The 17,640-nt window shown below is 27.2% G+C and carries 15 protein-coding genes and 2 CRISPR repeat arrays; of the genes, 2 read left to right on the top strand and 13 right to left on the bottom strand.

What is annotated here, in order from left to right; all coding sequences use genetic code 11:
• Positions 1–13 precede the first annotated feature (13 nt).
• Complete coding sequence (locus KQI41_RS12135) at positions 14–646, bottom strand: YiiX/YebB-like N1pC/P60 family cysteine hydrolase (protein ID WP_244971160.1); 633 nt, start codon at positions 644–646, stop codon at positions 14–16.
• Positions 647–885: 239 nt separating this feature from the next.
• Entirely contained in the window at positions 886–1,128 is a 243-nt protein-coding gene (locus KQI41_RS12140) for a hypothetical protein (protein WP_216585385.1), read from the bottom strand.
• A 516-nt stretch (positions 1,129–1,644) separates the two neighbouring features.
• On the opposite strand from KQI41_RS12140, the gene KQI41_RS12145 reads away from it, so the two are divergent.
• Entirely contained in the window at positions 1,645–2,748 is a 1,104-nt protein-coding gene (locus KQI41_RS12145) for an IS4 family transposase (RefSeq protein WP_195838079.1), read from the top strand.
• A 221-nt stretch (positions 2,749–2,969) separates the two neighbouring features.
• A complete protein-coding gene (locus KQI41_RS12150) occupies positions 2,970–4,190 on the top strand; it encodes an IS256 family transposase (protein ID WP_216585386.1) in 1,221 nt (406 codons plus the stop codon).
• A gap of 439 nt (positions 4,191–4,629) precedes the next feature.
• On the opposite strand, the gene KQI41_RS12155 is transcribed toward KQI41_RS12150, so the two are convergent.
• The 11 genes from KQI41_RS12155 to KQI41_RS12205 all read right to left on the bottom strand — a co-directional run bounded on the left by KQI41_RS12155 (position 4,630) and on the right by KQI41_RS12205 (position 17,386).
• Positions 4,630–4,785, bottom strand: coding sequence for a hypothetical protein (locus KQI41_RS12155; protein WP_216585387.1), 156 nt, complete (start codon positions 4,783–4,785; stop codon positions 4,630–4,632).
• Positions 4,786–5,286: 501 nt separating this feature from the next.
• A protein-coding gene (locus KQI41_RS12160) for an IS3 family transposase (RefSeq protein WP_425335888.1) occupies positions 5,287–6,419 on the bottom strand; the annotation gives its coding sequence in 2 pieces (ribosomal slippage) (positions 5,287–6,152 and positions 6,152–6,419; 1,134 coding nt in all).
• A gap of 71 nt (positions 6,420–6,490) precedes the next feature.
• Positions 6,491–7,430: a CRISPR direct-repeat array (repeat unit 29 nt; unit sequence ATTTACATTCTAATATAGTTCTATTAAAT).
• A 248-nt stretch (positions 7,431–7,678) separates the two neighbouring features.
• Positions 7,679–8,931, bottom strand: a protein-coding gene (locus KQI41_RS12165) for an IS3 family transposase (protein WP_216585389.1) whose coding sequence is annotated in 2 segments (ribosomal slippage) — positions 7,679–8,649 and positions 8,649–8,931 — 1,254 coding nt in all. Because the reading frame shifts where the segments join, the coding sequence is not laid out codon by codon here.
• A gap of 125 nt (positions 8,932–9,056) precedes the next feature.
• Positions 9,057–12,277: direct repeats of the CRISPR family, unit length 29 nt; unit sequence ATTTACATTCTAATATAGTTCTATTAAAT.
• A gap of 485 nt (positions 12,278–12,762) precedes the next feature.
• Positions 12,763–13,110, bottom strand: coding sequence for a TIGR04076 family protein (locus KQI41_RS12170; RefSeq protein ID WP_216585390.1), 348 nt, complete (start codon positions 13,108–13,110; stop codon positions 12,763–12,765).
• 192 nt (positions 13,111–13,302) lie between these two features.
• The gene (locus tag KQI41_RS12175) at positions 13,303–13,473 is read right to left on the bottom strand and encodes a hypothetical protein (protein ID WP_216585391.1); all 171 of its coding nucleotides are present in this window, start codon (positions 13,471–13,473) and stop codon (positions 13,303–13,305) included.
• A 306-nt stretch (positions 13,474–13,779) separates the two neighbouring features.
• Positions 13,780–14,877, bottom strand: coding sequence for an IS4 family transposase (locus tag KQI41_RS12180; protein WP_195838080.1), 1,098 nt, complete (start codon positions 14,875–14,877; stop codon positions 13,780–13,782).
• Between the two features lie 104 nt (positions 14,878–14,981).
• Entirely contained in the window at positions 14,982–15,272 is a 291-nt protein-coding gene (locus KQI41_RS12185) for a hypothetical protein (protein ID WP_216585392.1), read from the bottom strand.
• 427 nt (positions 15,273–15,699) lie between these two features.
• Entirely contained in the window at positions 15,700–16,017 is a 318-nt protein-coding gene (locus KQI41_RS12190; protein ID WP_216585393.1) for a hypothetical protein, read from the bottom strand.
• Complete coding sequence (locus KQI41_RS12195) at positions 15,992–16,747, bottom strand: hypothetical protein (RefSeq protein ID WP_216585394.1); 756 nt, start codon at positions 16,745–16,747, stop codon at positions 15,992–15,994. The genes KQI41_RS12190 and KQI41_RS12195 overlap by 26 nt, the downstream gene beginning before the upstream one ends.
• Positions 16,748–17,007: 260 nt before the next feature.
• On the bottom strand, positions 17,008–17,205 hold the full coding sequence (locus KQI41_RS12200; RefSeq protein WP_216585395.1) for a hypothetical protein: 198 nt from the start codon (positions 17,203–17,205) through the stop codon (positions 17,008–17,010).
• Complete coding sequence (locus KQI41_RS12205; protein ID WP_216585396.1) at positions 17,168–17,386, bottom strand: hypothetical protein; 219 nt, start codon at positions 17,384–17,386, stop codon at positions 17,168–17,170. Before KQI41_RS12205 ends, KQI41_RS12200 begins: the two co-directional genes overlap by 38 nt.
• Positions 17,387–17,640: the final 254 nt, after the last annotated feature.

Raw genomic sequence — 17,640 nt, forward strand, 5'->3', positions numbered from 1 at the left:
ATAATCAATAAAACTAGCTCTCGTATATTTTTGATGTTCTACTGGTATTTACCAACTCCATTGGATGAACAGCTGCTCCATATGAACTAGTATTTAAATCTATTCCATATAAGTCTTTGAATGCTGCCCAAACTAAATGAGAACAATAAAAAGAGCTTCTAGTTGAAACATTCAGATAGTTCCAGTTATAGCTTTTACCTCTTTGATTATAACACCAATTAGCAGCATTGCTATCTTGAGTTGTGGTTGTTCCACTTACAGTTACTCCATAGGTTTTTGATCTGACCTTGTTCCAATTATTAGCTCCCGTAGTTACTCCACCAGATAGGGATTCAACAACTGTAGTGTTATTGTAGATAATTGCTGCATGCCCTGTAGGTATTATGCCTTTTAATTTGTCAGGAGTGACTAAAATAACTCCCTTTCTTGTTGGATATGTTCCAGTAGCCATGGGAGTTATTCCCTTAGATCCCTCCACTGTTTTATCACTCACTACAGGTACCTTAGCAGCCTTTTCCCAATCTGCTTCAACTTGTTTCATATCAATGGTATAATCATCCTTAGCCTGAGCAAAAGCTGGAGAGATATTGGTCAATAATAAGACCATCATTAAAAGAATACAGCCTAATAAATTCTTCTTTCTCATTTTCACTTACATATTACCCCCTTAAATTTATTTTGTGTATATTTACTATATGTAGTACTAGAGTACAATATGATTTTAAAATTAATTTATAAATTAAACTATCGAAGGGTTATAATATGAACTGAATTCTATTTAATATAGAATTCAGTTCATATTATAAGTCAAATTTAAGCTGTATGTGTTTCAGATATGTCTTTAAGATTATTTATGACAATTATCATTTATATTTTACCTATTTCTTATATATCAAATAATGCTTTTAGCACAGAAATATGTGTAATCAATATAGGTAAAGCTCCAATTTTAGAATCTGAAAAATATATAAAATAATCATCAATGCCAGAAATTGTTAAACCAAAAGCTTTATCAATTCCAATTCTATCATTTAAGTATAATACAAAATTAAAAAATTCTTTTTTGTATTTAAGATCCTTATGTATTAATTCTTCAACTAATAATGTAAATCTCTGTCCATTATTCATAATTTTCTTCTTTTAACATATTTATCTTTTCTTTTAATACTTGTAATTAAGGCGTGTTTATTATCTTTATTCTTCTTCTCTACATCCTTTCACTATAGATATTCAACGTCAATTTAAAAACTCTTTAAAAAATAAAAAAAGCCACATAAGTGGCTAATTTACTCTGGTGGGAGTATATGAGAATCGAACTTACCCAAGAGAATTCTATTCCCTCGCTCTGGTTTTGAAAAATTAATATATACTTTTTGTGTCTTTGTTTATGTTGTGATAACGTTGAAAAATAGCCATTATTTATTGTGCTAAATTGTGTATATTTGGGTCCAATTTGCTGTATTTACAATAAATGGCACAGGGATTAATAATATAAATCATTGAAATAAGAATCTTTTTAGGTTCTAGTGTTGCATCAAAATAAAAAATACCAGTTGACATGGTAAAATTTGATTAATGAAAAAAAGAGCCTCATTTGGTTTAATGGAATTATCGAGAAACCATACACCAAGGAGGTTCTTTTTCATGTATATAAATAATAATAAAATATTTTTTGATAAAATAACACAAGTAATTAATGGTAATATACTAAATATGCTTGTCAAAAAATATAATACAGATTACAGGACGCAGCATTTTGATACTTCTTCACACCTACTTGCAATGCTTTTCTTTCAGTTAAAGGGTTTAAATAGTTTGAGGGAACTGCAAACTAATATCTCAAATAATAATAAATTAAGAAAAATGATTAATGTACCAAGTGTTTCCCAATTTTCAAGAAAGAATGCTAACAGGGATTATAGGGTTTTCGAGGAACTTTACTATCATATAGTAAACAAGGCTACAAAAATGTTTGGTCTTCAGCGTATCAATAAGGATCTTCCAATAATTAAAATTATAGACTCTACTATGATAGATTTGCCTTTCAATTTTGTTAAAGAATTTCGTTATGATAATAAACAGAAACGTTCGGCAGTTAAAGTAAGTACTCTTTTTAATGGCGATTTCCCTGAAAAGATACACATAGTATCAGGAAAAGTAAATGATAGAAAATGTATAGATGACATGATTAATAATAAGGATGCTATATATCTATTTGATAGAGGATATTCTGATTATAAATGGTATGATAAATTAACTGATGATAAATATAAATTTATAACAAGGCAGGTATCTAATGCCTGTGTTGAAGAAATCAAAAGCACCTATGTGGAAAATGATTTAATATTTGATTATGAAATTACAATGGGAACTGAATATAGTAAGAATAAAACCGAGCACACATATAGGGAAATCCTAACTTTTGATGAAAACGAGGAAGAATTTAGACTTGTAACAAATATATTTGATATACCAGCAGAAGGAATAATAGCTTTATATAAGAAACGTTGGAAAATAGAGTTGTTCTTTAAGTGGATTAAACAAAATCTTAAAATAAAGAAGTGTATCGGGTATTCTGAAAATGCTATAAAGATCCAAATATATACTGCCTTGATAATGTATATGCTGTTATATATTTTTAAGATGAAAATAAACTCTAAATTATCAATGCTAGTTCTTACAAGGATTATAAAAGTAAATATATTAGAGAATTTCAATGAAAGTATAGAATATTTATTAACGGGATAATACTTGGATAAAATTGAATGATTGTTAATTAGCCTTGTAGCACTTTCAGCTCCCTATATGGTAATATTAGACAATTATGTATTACACTGTAGAATTAGGAATCCCTTGGATGTAATTTATATCATCCAAGGGTAGTGTAAAATAATCTGTGCTTTTGTGAAAATAAATGCTCTTTTCTGGCAAGAATCAAAATAAGATAAATGTCAGAAAGGAGCGTTTTTATGTCAACATTACCAAAAGAAGTATTAAGAGAAATGATAACAGGAGGAAATTTAAAAACAGCAGGAGATCTTCATTCTTATCTAAAAGATATGTTTAAAGATGCACTCCAGGAGATGTTAGAAGCAGAATTAGATGTAGAATTAGGATATTCTAAAGGAGATAAAATAAATAAGCAGACCGATAACAGACGAAATGGATATACAGAAAAAACTGTGAAGACTAATTATGGAGAAATACCAATAGAAGTACCAAGAGATAGAAATGGTGAATTTGAGCCAATTGTGGTACCTAAGAATAAAAGAGATATATCAGGTATAGAAGAAAAAGTGATATCCCTTTATGCAAGGGGTATGTCTACTAGAGATATACACGATCAGATTAAAGATATCTATGGAATAGAATTATCAGCAGATATGGTAAGTAAAATTACTGACAATATTATTCCACAAATAAAAGAATGGCAGAATAGACCATTAGAATCAATATATCCATTTGTTTTTATGGATGCTATTCATTACAAAGTAAGAGAAGATGGGCAAATAAAGAGTAAAGCAGCTTATGTAGTTCTAGGGGTTAATTTAGATGGATTTAAGGATGTAATAGGTATTTGGATAGGGGAAAATGAATCATCCAAGTTTTGGCTAGGTGTATTAAATGACCTTAAAAACAGAGGCCTAGAAGATGTATTAATATTTAGTGTTGATGGATTAACTGGTTTAAAAGAAGCAATACAAGCAGCATATCCTAAGGCAGAGATTCAAAGATGTATAATACATCAACTTAGAAACTCATTTAAATATATAAACTATAAAGATCTAAAAGAGTTTGCTAGAGATTTTAAAGAAGTATATAAATCTGCAAATGAGGATGCTGCTCTTGAAAGCTTAGGCGAATTAGAAGAAAAATGGGGTAAGAAATATCCATATGCAATTAAAAGTTGGGAAATAAACTGGGATGTATTATCTCCATTTTTCAAGTATCCTAGTGAAATTAGAATCATAATGTACACTACAAATATAATAGAAGGTTTTCATAGACAGTTAAGAAAAGTGACTAAAACAAAGTCAGTATTTCCATCAGATCAATCACTTGAAAAAATGCTTTATTTAGCTAGTCAAAACGTAATAAAGAAATGGACTCAAAGATATAGAAATTGGGATTCAATTTTGAATCAATTGATGATATTCTTTGAAGGTAGAATAGAAAAACATCTAAAGTAATTAGATAACAGAAGTTTCGATGGAAATAAAAAGGATTATAGGCCTAAAATTAGCTTGAAAGGCTAGTTTAATGACTATAATCCCAGCAAAAAATAAAATTTCTTTTTGAAAAAGACATACCTTCTCATAATTAGAATTATTGCCAAGACAAATAAATTTAATGTATAAAACTTAAAAGCCTTGGCAAAATAAATCTTAAGATATTTAATTGTAAATTTAATCCAATTTAATAATTCTTGTCAGATTAGTGCTCCATTATTTATATAAAAGCACAAAATCATTTACACTCTCCATCCAAGGGATTCTCACTTTGTCAATATTTAATTGTTTCCTAAATGCAACACTAGAATCTTTTTAGGTTCTTATTTTTTATTTAGCACCATATTAAAGCACTTGTATGGTAAGCAAGAGATTTATTAACATTTCAACTATCAGAACTCTATCCTGTCATTCTTTCTTGTTCTAATTCTACCAATGAGACATCTATAACCTTTTTCAATATACTAGTTACGTAGTTTCTTTCATCTTCTGTAAATTTTATAGTATCCAAAGAATATAATAAATCCTTAGATATAAATAATAAACCCTCTAACATAATTTATCGCCCCTTATATAAGATTTACTTATATATTTCTACATAAGTTTTAAAACTCCTTCAAAAAAATAAAAAAAGACTAAAAATTTCTCCCTAGTCTACTTCAATAATTTTTCTAATTCTTTTTCTCCATAAACTTTCTGAACTAATTTTCTAAATATCTTTCATAAAACGCATACTTGACTAATGTTAATATACTCTATCATCTTATTTTTACATTCTAATATAGTTGATCTCAGACTATTTCCACTATCTGGAATAGAAACACCAGGGGTAATGTATACTGGGTTTGCTAGGATGATGGACTATTTAAGATTTACATTCTAATATAGTTCTATTAAATTGGGCATTAGTATAATTATCAAAACCGCTTAATTTAAATTTACATTCTAATATAGTTCTATTAAATTTAGTCCTCACCCTTTCGTTTGATTAAGATGGAAAGGCAACCCTTTTTTAGACAAATTTATTCCGAACAAGAATATACTTTCTAAATACTGCCTAAGCTGCTAAATCAAAGCTAGCTCTATTTCTATATTCAATTGGTGATATGTATCCTAAAGATCCATGAATTCTTATGTGATTATACCAGTAAATATATTCTGCAAGCTCTAATTTAAGCACTTCCAGACTTTCAAATCTATTTTGATATATAAACTCTACTTTTAGGATTTTATTGGTAGCTTCACTTACAGCATTGTCATAGGGATTCCCCTTCCTACTTAGAGAACGTTCTATGTTAAAGGCTTCTAGGATATTATCTATTTTTATATTATCATATTCCTTACCACGGTCTGAATGAAATATCTTTATATCTTTTAAAGGATAACGGCAGCTTAAAAGTGCTTTTTCTATAAGAGAAGCATCTTTATTGGGACCAGCTGAATAGCCTATTATTTCCCTATTAGATAGGTCTACCAAGGTACAGACATAGTTCCATTTACCGCCTACTCTAACATAGGTAAGGTCACTTACTGCTACCTCTAGTTTATCTCTATTATCAAACTGTCTATCAACTATATTAGAGACTTTAGACTCATTACAGCCCCTGCTATGGACCTTATATTGAGCTACTGTATAGTTGGATACCAAGGCATTTTCTTTCATAATCCTAGCTATCCTTCTTCTAGAGACTTGATGACCCAGTTTTTCAAGCTCTACTTTAATTTTTCTGGTGCCATAGTTATTTTTACTTCTATGAAAGATTTTTATTATATGTTTCTCTATCTCTGAATCTTTATTGACAGAACTAGATTTCCTATTATTTAGGTGATAATATACCAAGCTTCTTGAGACCTTTAAAAACTTACACATAGCACTAATACTGTATTTCTCCCTATTGGAAATAATCAAGTCTACTTTTTGCCTAGTAGTAGTGCTGCCTGCTTTAAAATATCATTTTCCATCTCAAGCTGCTTAACTCTTTTTTCTAGTTCTATTACCCTGTTTTCTTCATCAGTTCTATTATCTTCAGCATTAAATGATTTAGTATTATTATATCTTATTACCCACTGCCTCAGAGTAGATGGAGAGACTCCATATTGCTCATGTAGATCTCTATAGGTATGGTTACCTTGGTTGTATATGTTGACTAATTGCTTCTTGAAATTTTCCTCATAATATTTTCTTGACATGATTTTCTCCTCCTAATATTATTATATCATGTTCGGAGAAAACCTGTCCTAACTAGTGTAACCTATCCAGTATTTACATTCTAATATAGTTCTATTAAATTCAAACAGTATATGTGAACTCTATGAGAGACTTTCTAATTTACATTCTAATATAGTTCTATTAAATACGAGATAGTGCAGATAGGTGATAGATACTACGTGAATTTACATTCTAATATAGTTCTATTAAATGAGGATATTGTTTATAATTGGTTCGATGAACAATCAATTTACATTCTAATATAGTTCTATTAAATGTTGGAATACAATATTACTTATCGAAAAAAAGATGGATTTACATTCTAATATAGTTCTATTAAATGGTATGAGGAAATAAACTCAACCTCTTTCGGTGTTTATTTACATTCTAATATAGTTCTATTAAATCCACTTTTGGTACATGGGTAGAGGAGCTGGAAAGAAATTTACATTCTAATATAGTTCTATTAAATATGCTCTATTTTGAACCCCATCTAATCACCTACTTTATTTACATTCTAATATAGTTCTATTAAATTTAAATCCCTTTACTTTTGAAAAATCAGTTTTATTAATTTACATTCTAATATAGTTCTATTAAATTATTGCTCCTATAGCCTTATTTTCTTTTAAAGATGTATTTACATTCTAATATAGTTCTATTAAATATGAGAATTTTAGATGAAACCTTTGGAATTTATGGAATTTACATTCTAATATAGTTCTATTAAATATATTTATTCCTCAATATAGAATACTTCCTATTAGGATTTACATTCTAATATAGTTCTATTAAATCAGAAGAAGAATTAGATAAAAAGGTAGAAGATATAAATTTACATTCTAATATAGTTCTATTAAATTAAGTGGTGGAAATGCAGTTGCTACAGGAGTAGCAGATTTACATTCTAATATAGTTCTATTAAATAGGAGAACTTGCTTTAAATTATGTACAATTAACTATATTTACATTCTAATATAGTTCTATTAAATTAATCTATCTGTGTATTCTTTGTGATTTTTTTTAGTATTTACATTCTAATATCGGATTGACCCCTTAATATTGGACAAAAACTCACGAATACTTTCTTTTTGTTAGTTTATCTATATTTTAATGTTTATCGCTTTTTTTATTATACATAAATATTTATCCTCATCAAGGGTAAAGGCTACGCCCTTGCTATCGCAAGCCCTTGATTTCAGCTAAATATTTATGTGATTTGCTACTAAGCGAAAAAACATTAAAGTCTTACTACTAAAGGTTTTACTGTTCCCTCTAAGGTTTTTTGATAGAATTCCATTGGAGAGATATAACCCAAAGAACTATGAATTCTAAACTTATTGTAAGATTTCATATACTCAGATACTGCCTCATAGGCTTCAGCATAGGTTTTAAATTCGTACCTTGATAAACATTCATCCTCTAGTAATCTATGGAAAGATTCTATATGAGCGTTTTTGTTTGGAGTTTTAAATGGTATCCTTTCATGCTCTAGTTTTAACTCCTTACAAGCATCTTCAAATTTATTGCTAATGAATTGTGGACCATTGTCTGACCTTATTACTAAATTAGTGTCTTTATCATAGAGACCACGCTTCATTAATGCTCTTTTAAGAATTATAGTTATATCTTCTGCAGTACATGATAGTCCTATATGGTATTCTACTATGTTTCTATCATATACATCTAGAAAAGAGGCTATATAAAAGAATCTATCTTCACCACAGATGTAACCATATTTTATATCTACTTCCCAAAGAGCATTAGGATTTGTAATTTCTCTATTTTGAGCTATTTTCCTTGGATGCTTTGGTTTAACTATCCTTTGAGGTCTTAGTACATTTAATTCTTTACATAATCTATACACCTTCTTTTTATTTATGATTAAATTAAATTTTCTTCTTAGTATTATGGTTATTTTATGATAACCATAGCATAATCCTTCAGATTCAATGATTTCACAAATATATTCTTTAATTTGTTCATCACAGACAGTTTGTCCATCGGTGGTTTTAGATGAACCTTGAATTGGTCTACCACCCTTGTTTATTAACTTTCTATCTTCTGTTGATTCTATATTTGAATTTTTATTTATATTAAAGTAATAGGTTGATTTGTTTAATCCAAGTATTTTAAGTACCTTAGTTACTGGATAACCATACCCTAGCCATTTATTAGCTATATTTACTTTATCTTCTATCTTTGGGTCGTTTTTTTTAGTAGGTCTTTAAGAATAGCTATTTCAAGGTCCTTTTCACCTAATAGCTTCTTTAATTGCTCATTCTCCTTATCTAAGGAGGAATTAGTGCTATAATCTATATTAAGAGGATTATTGGTTTTATTAGCTGATTTTGACTCCCTAACCCATCTTGTTACTGTACCTGGAACAATATCATGTTTTCTTGCTACTAAAGTTGCATTACCAGTTTCCTCTACTTCTTTAACTATTTGTCTTTTAAATTCTTCTGAATATCTTGTGTTTTTACTTCTCACTTTGGCAACCTCCTATTGATTATATTTTACTATAATCGTGTGCGATTGTCCAAAGTGGTTAGGGGGCTAAATAGATATAGTTCTATTAAATTGAATGTGGAAATATATTTGTATCTGATGGAGATATTTACATTCTAATATAGTTCTATTAAATCTTGCTAGAAGTACAGCAATAACAATGGCTGGTGACTTATTTACATTCTAATATAGTTCTATTAAATAAATAGTCTAGAGTATATCTTATCAGAATTATCAGCATTTACATTCTAATATAGTTCTATTAAATAAGTTCTTGTTTTTCTTCGGGAGCTTCATTTTCCACATTTACATTCTAATATAGTTCTATTAAATGTAATCTATGTTTTCAAATTGAGGTCCATCAAACTCATTTACATTCTAATATAGTTCTATTAAATGCAATTATAATAATGATCCTTGCTCCCATCTTCTTTCATTTACATTCTAATATAGTTCTATTAAATTCTACTACGGATGAACATGCACTATTGATTATATAATTTACATTCTAATATAGTTCTATTAAATCTAATTTTTTCCATTCTTCATTTAACCTAGGAATTATTTACATTCTAATATAGTTCTATTAAATGATAATATTAAAATATCTGAAATGGCAGTAAAAAGAATTTACATTCTAATATAGTTCTATTAAATAATCATAGCAAATGAAGATATTGAAATAAAAGGCACATTTACATTCTAATATAGTTCTATTAAATGAACGTGAAAAGATTTATCTTGTCTTCAATCCCTTTATTTACATTCTAATATAGTTCTATTAAATGCCTTGCTCTGTTAGGTTGAAATGTTCTTTACTAAAATTTACATTCTAATATAGTTCTATTAAATACCTATTTTAGCAGCAGCAGTTCCTATTCCTAATATATTTACATTCTAATATAGTTCTATTAAATCATTTGTGAGCATCTGAACCAGGACCTTTCTTTGAAATTTACATTCTAATATAGTTCTATTAAATTAGTATCAAATCAATCCATGCTTGCCCTTTAGAAAAATTTACATTCTAATATAGTTCTATTAAATTTTAGGAGTTTATGATGATGTAGTAGTTGAAGGTCTATTTACATTCTAATATAGTTCTATTAAATAGAAATAAATATATTTGATTATGAAAATGAAACAAAATTTACATTCTAATATAGTTCTATTAAATAATGTAATATAAAGAGAGAAATAAGAGAGGTTAAAAATTTACATTCTAATATAGTTCTATTAAATTATGTAATATTATCAATAAAACGATGAGCGTTGATGATTTACATTCTAATATAGTTCTATTAAATGTTTTTTTCTTGTAGTGTAGGCTCTGTAGGTAAAATATTTACATTCTAATATAGTTCTATTAAATTGGAAATCCATGTGAGTATACTATTTCTCTTGCTTTATTTACATTCTAATATAGTTCTATTAAATTTTTTCTTCAAATCCTTTCATCTTACTAGGTTGTGAATTTACATTCTAATATAGTTCTATTAAATTCTTCACTACCTGCTAAATAGGTAGTATCTTCTGTACATTTACATTCTAATATAGTTCTATTAAATATTCCCGCTAGAAACAAAGTATCTATAGATATTTTTATTTACATTCTAATATAGTTCTATTAAATCTTTAAATAAGGTTTCAACTCCACCTAGAGATTGTATTTACATTCTAATATAGTTCTATTAAATAAAAAGATTACTTTCTAAATATATAGATGAAATGGAATTTACATTCTAATATAGTTCTATTAAATAGTATTAGACTCTCTTTCAAAGTTATATAATGTAGATAATTTACATTCTAATATAGTTCTATTAAATGCTTAATAGCATGTCACGAAATGGGATTTGAATTTAATTTACATTCTAATATAGTTCTATTAAATCTATTTTAACTAAATCATGCACATCTTCAATTAAATATTTACATTCTAATATAGTTCTATTAAATAATATGATGTGTGTATGATTGACTTGTTTGAGAAATATTTACATTCTAATATAGTTCTATTAAATGATTTATCAATGTATTAGCTGTAACTGGAGATTTGTATTTACATTCTAATATAGTTCTATTAAATGAGCAAGTATTAGGAGCACCAGTTAAATTCTGTGACAATTTACATTCTAATATAGTTCTATTAAATAAATTTTTCTTCTGCTAGTAGTAAATCCATTGCCTTATTTACATTCTAATATAGTTCTATTAAATCCAATCTAAAGGTATTAAACCTTCTATGCCTTGTAGATTTACATTCTAATATAGTTCTATTAAATGGACAGTAGCCTTTACATACTAGCATAGCTCAATGGATTTACATTCTAATATAGTTCTATTAAATAAGGACAGTTTTAATCGAAAGCAAACCATATTTTGTATTTACATTCTAATATAGTTCTATTAAATAAATAGACTTGTTTTCAGTACCTAACAAATTTGTTGATTTACATTCTAATATAGTTCTATTAAATAAGAGAATAAATAGGGGCGAATCAGCCCCTTGGAGGTATTTACATTCTAATATAGTTCTATTAAATTAGGGGGTCGGTGAAACACCCAGTCCCTACAAAGAGATTTACATTCTAATATAGTTCTATTAAATATATTAAAAATAAATACATTGAAACGAGTTGGGAAAATTTACATTCTAATATAGTTCTATTAAATTATCAGTTTCTTTATTGATAAAAGTTACATGCTTACATTTACATTCTAATATAGTTCTATTAAATGCATTAATTAGCAATCCTTCTGATTTTGTAAGATTAATTTACATTCTAATATAGTTCTATTAAATATAGAGGAAATAGACTTGTTTTCTGTAGCAAACAAAATTTACATTCTAATATAGTTCTATTAAATTATATTTATGATTTCATCACCTACAAGGACATTAAAATTTACATTCTAATATAGTTCTATTAAATATGTTCACAAAATAGTGCATCCATATAGCTGTGGTGATTTACATTCTAATATAGTTCTATTAAATCAATCCATTCAGTACCATTCCATTTAGGTCTATAAAAATTTACATTCTAATATAGTTCTATTAAATAGTAACACTATACTCCCCTCCATAAACTGTTATAATATTTACATTCTAATATAGTTCTATTAAATCTCCGTTCATGACATTATGAATCATCATCATAGTATATTTACATTCTAATATAGTTCTATTAAATTATTGGTGTATAATTTACTTTCAAGCATGATTTCCAAATTTACATTCTAATATAGTTCTATTAAATGGACATAAAAAGAATATAAATATCCCTTGTGGTTTTATTTACATTCTAATATAGTTCTATTAAATGCGAATCTTTTGGTTGCTTGGTTTTACTGGGCTGTATGGGTAGTTTTTGTCGACCTAGCCATTTATTTCTAATATCATTTTATTTTCCTACTTATTTATTATAGCTAAACCTATCATACACATCTATTTATAATGATTTGTCGATCTACTATAATATTTACACTATTATAGGTAGACAATATATATTCTAAAAAAAATTAGACATTTTATCATGAATTATTCCTAAAAATCTTTTTCTACCTATCTTTCATTTCCACTTTAAAATCTTAGTTAATAATATGATATACAAGTATTGTATATCATATTAGGTTAAAAACAAATTAATTTTATAATAAATTAATTTAAATGTTCATTTATAAGAAGTTTATATTTTTCATCATGGTATTATTTCAACTAACATATATCCTCTAAAGTAGATTTCTTTTTTATAAAATTTCTCATTAAGTAAATATTTTATTGCAGAATTAAAAGTCATAATAACACCACTAATCAAAAAACTTCCCCTTATAAAAATTCTCATTGTTAAGTTTCTTGGCCGTCAGCCTGAACATGACACAGCCATCTGGGCATACAATGTCCTTGCTATATTTGCTATTGCCACCAATGTTCTCTAAATCTCCACCACTTCTAACCGACTCCATGATGGGGAACATAATCATCATTACCTTGGAACAGATACCCTGTCCATCCACATTTATGGGACAGCCATAGGTACAGGTATACTTATCCCCAACTTCCTCTCCATTTCGGCAATACCGCTCTGTATGGTCACTGCGAAGAAACCCAGTTACTTCAATTTCAAATTCATACTCCTCATCATACCATTTTTTCATGATTAACCTCCAAATTCTAATTTATGAAGCACAATTTAGTGAAATTGTAACTTAATCTATATATTTAATTGTACCATAATTTTCAACGATTTATAATTGTTTATATATCTCATTATATCATTTTCCCTTTCATGTTTTTAAGCATAATAAAAACACCTACAACACAGTAAGTGTTTTGCTTATTGTTCATCATTAATCCAATGACAAATCAAAAGTAAGGTCTTCCCCTAATTTATTTCCATCTAAATCAATCGGTCCTGAAATTACATATTTTAAACTAGTTATTTCTTCTGCTTCTGAATCTAATACGAAGTATATATAACCTTCTCTAATTATTTCTCCTATATATTTTCCGCCTATCATTGCCGAAAATTCTTCATGTGTATCCTTTTGTTCTTTTGTATTTGTAACTATCGTTCCTTGATCTGGATATATTATGTTAGTTTCTGTACTTTTGTTTTCAACCTCTACTCTTAACTCTACAATAGTAACAACATCTTTATTGTCGAAGAACGTACTAGTGTTGCATTAATGTAAAATTTAAGCTTTGACAAAATGGATGCTCTAAATACAGCATCCATTTTGTCAATATTATACTATATATCATATATTTACCATCTATTACGTATGGAAAACCAAGGCTAGAAAAGAAATACTTTTTTTAAAAGCTTAACCACTTAATAAATTTAAAACTGATGATTCTTCTAATAAATTTACTTCAATTATTCTACTTATTGAAATCATAGAAGATTTAATTTTCATTCTTGTCTTTAATAAAGCTAGTATTACATAAGATATTAATGCTGAATATATTTGTATTTTAACAGCATTTTGATTATGGCCTAACCATTTCTTTATTTTTAAGTTTTGCTTAACCCATTTAAAGAAAAGTTCTATTTTCCATCTCAATCTATATAATTCCATAATTTCTTCAGCTTCTATATCAAATACATTTGTAAGAAATCTTATTTCTTTCCCCTCTTCATCAAAGGTTAGAATTTCTCTATATTTATTATGTGTTTTATTTTTACTGTAATCAGTTCCTAAGGTGATTTCAGCATCAAATACTAATTCGTTCTCAACATAAGTTGATCTTATTTCCTCAATTACAGCATTAGTATTTTGTCTTGTAATGAACTTATATCCATTGTCAGTCAAATTATCATACCAATTATAATTATAGTAACCTCTATCAAAGAGATATAATGTATCCTTATCATCAAAAAAGTCATCAATACACTTTCTATCATTAATTTTTGCAGGTACAATATTTACTTTTTCAGGTAGGCTTTGAGATATATTCAATAAAGTACTAATCTTTATTCCTGATGACTTACCTTCAAAAAATAATTCAGGTGCTAAAGAGGAAGCTATTGTAATAACTGTTGAATCAAAAGCCTTAATTTCTTTAAATTTTTCATTAGATTTCTTAATTCCTAACTCCTTTTTAGCCATATTTATCATGCTATAATAAAGTTCTTCAAATATTCTATAGTCTCTATTGGCATTCTTCCTTGAAAGTTGTGAAAGGCTTGGAACATTAACTGTTCGTTGTAATTTTGGACTATAATTTAATTTATCAATTAAGCCTCTTAAGCTTTTCGTATTACTTAACTGAAGATAAAGCATGGAAAAAACATGAGATTTAGTGTTAAAATGTTGAATCCTATAATCTGAATTATATTTATTAATTATATAATTTAACTTATTTCCATTTATTACTTCTATTAATTTACTAAAAACTGTTTTATTATTATATTGAACCATAAAAAAGAACCCCATTTCATTGTTTTCTAGTCAAAAACAATTTAACACAAGGGGTTCTTTTTTTCATTATATAAATTTTTCCATGTCAACCTGTAATTATTTCTTTAATGCAACACTAGTACGAAGAACGCCCTTTTGTATTTCTCACCAACTTCTAATTCTGAAATTTGTATTTTGTTAATTTTCACAGTAAATGGTCCTGATTCTTGAATTGCTTCAACTTCATCATTTTTCTTAAATAATGTAAGTTTCCCTATGTCACTTTCTCCTTCTGGTATAAAGCTTTCAAGCATATCTTCATACTCATCTTGATTATTGCTTGATTCACTCAGAATGCTACTGCAACCAGATATGAATAATGAAATAATTATTAGTATTACTAGTATCTTTTTCAAAGATACCCCTCCCCTGTTAGTGTTATATAATAGTTTAAGCATACTATACAAATGGAAGGAGTTCAAGCCTTTTTGATGTAGATGTGCTATTGTCATACAAATTTCAACAATAAAAACAAAAAATAAAACAAGACCAATAAAATGAATATATTTGACCAATAGCCTGAAAATCCAGTAGAGAGGTTATCTAACAGAATTCCTGTAGGCATTCTGTTTGCAGATGTATAAATACCACTTTCCAATTTAGCATAACCTAATTCATCTAGCCAATTTTCATCTTCTAATTATTCTTCGGTTAATAGGTTAAAGTCAATTGATAACTCATCCCACACTCTTCTATTGGGAACAAAATAAGCTATATATTTAATTTTAGGACTATTGTTATGTATAAATTCACCCTTATCTTTAAGTTTAAATAATAGATAAATTATAGTTTATTGTACTCTAATTGTAACTTACCAAATACATTTTTAAAATGGCTATGAAATTCTTCTTCATCAGATAGTGTTCTTAAAAATTCCATTCTATCTTTTGATATATTTTTAAGAACACTATCTCCTGCTTCAACACTATTTATATATTTAGGAAGTATCTTATCTTTATTAATTTCTATACCATAATATCTATCTTTTTTATTATCACCATAATTGCAAACTGTCTTTATATCCATAAACTTATATATTTCTATCATATCTTTATCTTCAGTTACTAGTATTGGATTATATATTTTGATTTGAAATGCCATTTAATGTTTGCACAGCAAACTCATTAATAATTCTCAAAAGGAAAATGTCCCAACTCGAATTCCAAATTTTCTGTTCTTCTGTTTGCTCTTTATTTATTTTTAACATTTTTTCTATATAAGTTGTTTCTTCATCATCTTCAGAAAATAACAAATAAATTATAAATATTAATTTATAGGACAATACTACCCTTAAATCTTCTATCGTAAATCTAATCATCTCATTATAAACTTCTATACTGAATTTCTCATTAGGCTTAACACTGATTTCTTTATAAAATTTATATAAAAAACAAAAAGTAGGTAGCAGCAATGGATTGGCATTCATGTTCTCTATTAATCCACAAAACTCTCTTTCACCTCTCTTTACAGGTGGAAATTTATTATTAATATATTTTTTCTTAGACTCTATTCTTTTTATAGTATCAATATGATATTCAAATAATCCCTCCATAGCAAATAACATTCTATTATATTTAATTACATCTATATCACTCAAACTAAAATCCCAAGACAATTCCCGGATACCAAAATCTGGTAAAACATCTTTATCTTCAAAGAACTCCCATAATCCCTTAATATAGTCAAAATCATTTTTTAAACTTTCAGGATTGTAATATAGACTTCTTAGTTTTATAACAATATTAGAATCAAGTATATATGAGTCATGTATATTTTGACACTTATTTTTTACTGTATTATGTAATTTATTATGTAAGAAATCAATCTTCATATTTAGACTAGTCCCTTCCCATTATTTACCATAATTATAACATATTAAAAAATAACCTACTGATTTAAAGTAGATTACCTTTTTATTATAAAAGAGGCATCACTTCACAGCATTTACATTTCTACTTAATAATACTTTTTGATTTATTGAATAAAAAAAGACACCTATTTGATATGATACCTCTAAAGTAGATAGTCTAATTAATTAAAATTAGATTATCTACTTGTATGGGTCAGTCCACTTCACAAGACTCTTATTGCTTATTTTATATACTTATCAATATTCTTTAAATACACTCTTTTAATATTATCAAACTCATTCTGAGAAAATTGTTTTATATCCTTTTTGTTCCTTAGCATTTCAAATACAAAGTATAATTCAATAACATCATTAACTACTTCATTATTATATTTTATTAAATCATATTTTATTAAACTCCTCAACTTTAATTTTATCATTTTCATATCCAAACGGTTTTGGTTCATCTTCATTTTTAAACCTATTATAAAATGTATTTTTACCCTGGAGTACATTATTGAAATTGTATTTTATTTCGTGAATTAAAAACAATTTAATTATATTTTCACTATTCTTCATGTCTTTATCTTTTCGCTCTCGTTCGTTTTGCTCTGAATCCATAAAAAACCTTGAACTGTAGCATATGGACCCAAAAAGGTACCAAATAATGTTGTCACAGTCCTTAACCAAGAATCAATACCTAAGTCAGTAGGTCCTACAAAGCTTTTCGCTACAATATATAAAAACCACAAGATTCCATATACACTCAACGGAATTAATATTGTGCCAATAATCATATATTTAAGTGTTTTTCCCTTTTTGTTCAAAATTTATCTCCCCATTCTCTTACTTATCTTCGACACAAAAATGGAAAG

This window comes from Tissierella pigra, assembly GCF_018917845.1.
GTDB lineage: Bacteria > Bacillota > Clostridia > Tissierellales > Tissierellaceae > Tissierella > Tissierella pigra.

Coding starts and splice junctions, on each gene's coding strand:
- KQI41_RS12190 (WP_216585393.1), bottom strand. CDS start 16,017: ATGGCATTTCAAATCAAAATATATAATCCAATACTAGTAACTGAAGAT.
- KQI41_RS12145 (WP_195838079.1), top strand. CDS start 1,645: ATGTATATAAATAATAATAAAATATTTTTTGATAAAATAACACAAGTA.
- KQI41_RS12135 (WP_244971160.1), bottom strand. CDS start 646: ATGAGAAAGAAGAATTTATTAGGCTGTATTCTTTTAATGATGGTCTTA.
- KQI41_RS12155 (WP_216585387.1), bottom strand. CDS start 4,785: ATGTTAGAGGGTTTATTATTTATATCTAAGGATTTATTATATTCTTTG.
- KQI41_RS12140 (WP_216585385.1), bottom strand. CDS start 1,128: ATGAATAATGGACAGAGATTTACATTATTAGTTGAAGAATTAATACAT.
- KQI41_RS12200 (WP_216585395.1), bottom strand. CDS start 17,205: ATGATAAAATTAAAGTTGAGGAGTTTAATAAAATATGATTTAATAAAA.
- KQI41_RS12170 (WP_216585390.1), bottom strand. CDS start 13,110: ATGAAAAAATGGTATGATGAGGAGTATGAATTTGAAATTGAAGTAACT.
- KQI41_RS12195 (WP_216585394.1), bottom strand. CDS start 16,747: ATGAAGATTGATTTCTTACATAATAAATTACATAATACAGTAAAAAAT.
- KQI41_RS12175 (WP_216585391.1), bottom strand. CDS start 13,473: ATGATAGGCGGAAAATATATAGGAGAAATAATTAGAGAAGGTTATATA.
- KQI41_RS12205 (WP_216585396.1), bottom strand. CDS start 17,386: ATGGATTCAGAGCAAAACGAACGAGAGCGAAAAGATAAAGACATGAAG.
- KQI41_RS12150 (WP_216585386.1), top strand. CDS start 2,970: ATGTCAACATTACCAAAAGAAGTATTAAGAGAAATGATAACAGGAGGA.
- KQI41_RS12180 (WP_195838080.1), bottom strand. CDS start 14,877: ATGGTTCAATATAATAATAAAACAGTTTTTAGTAAATTAATAGAAGTA.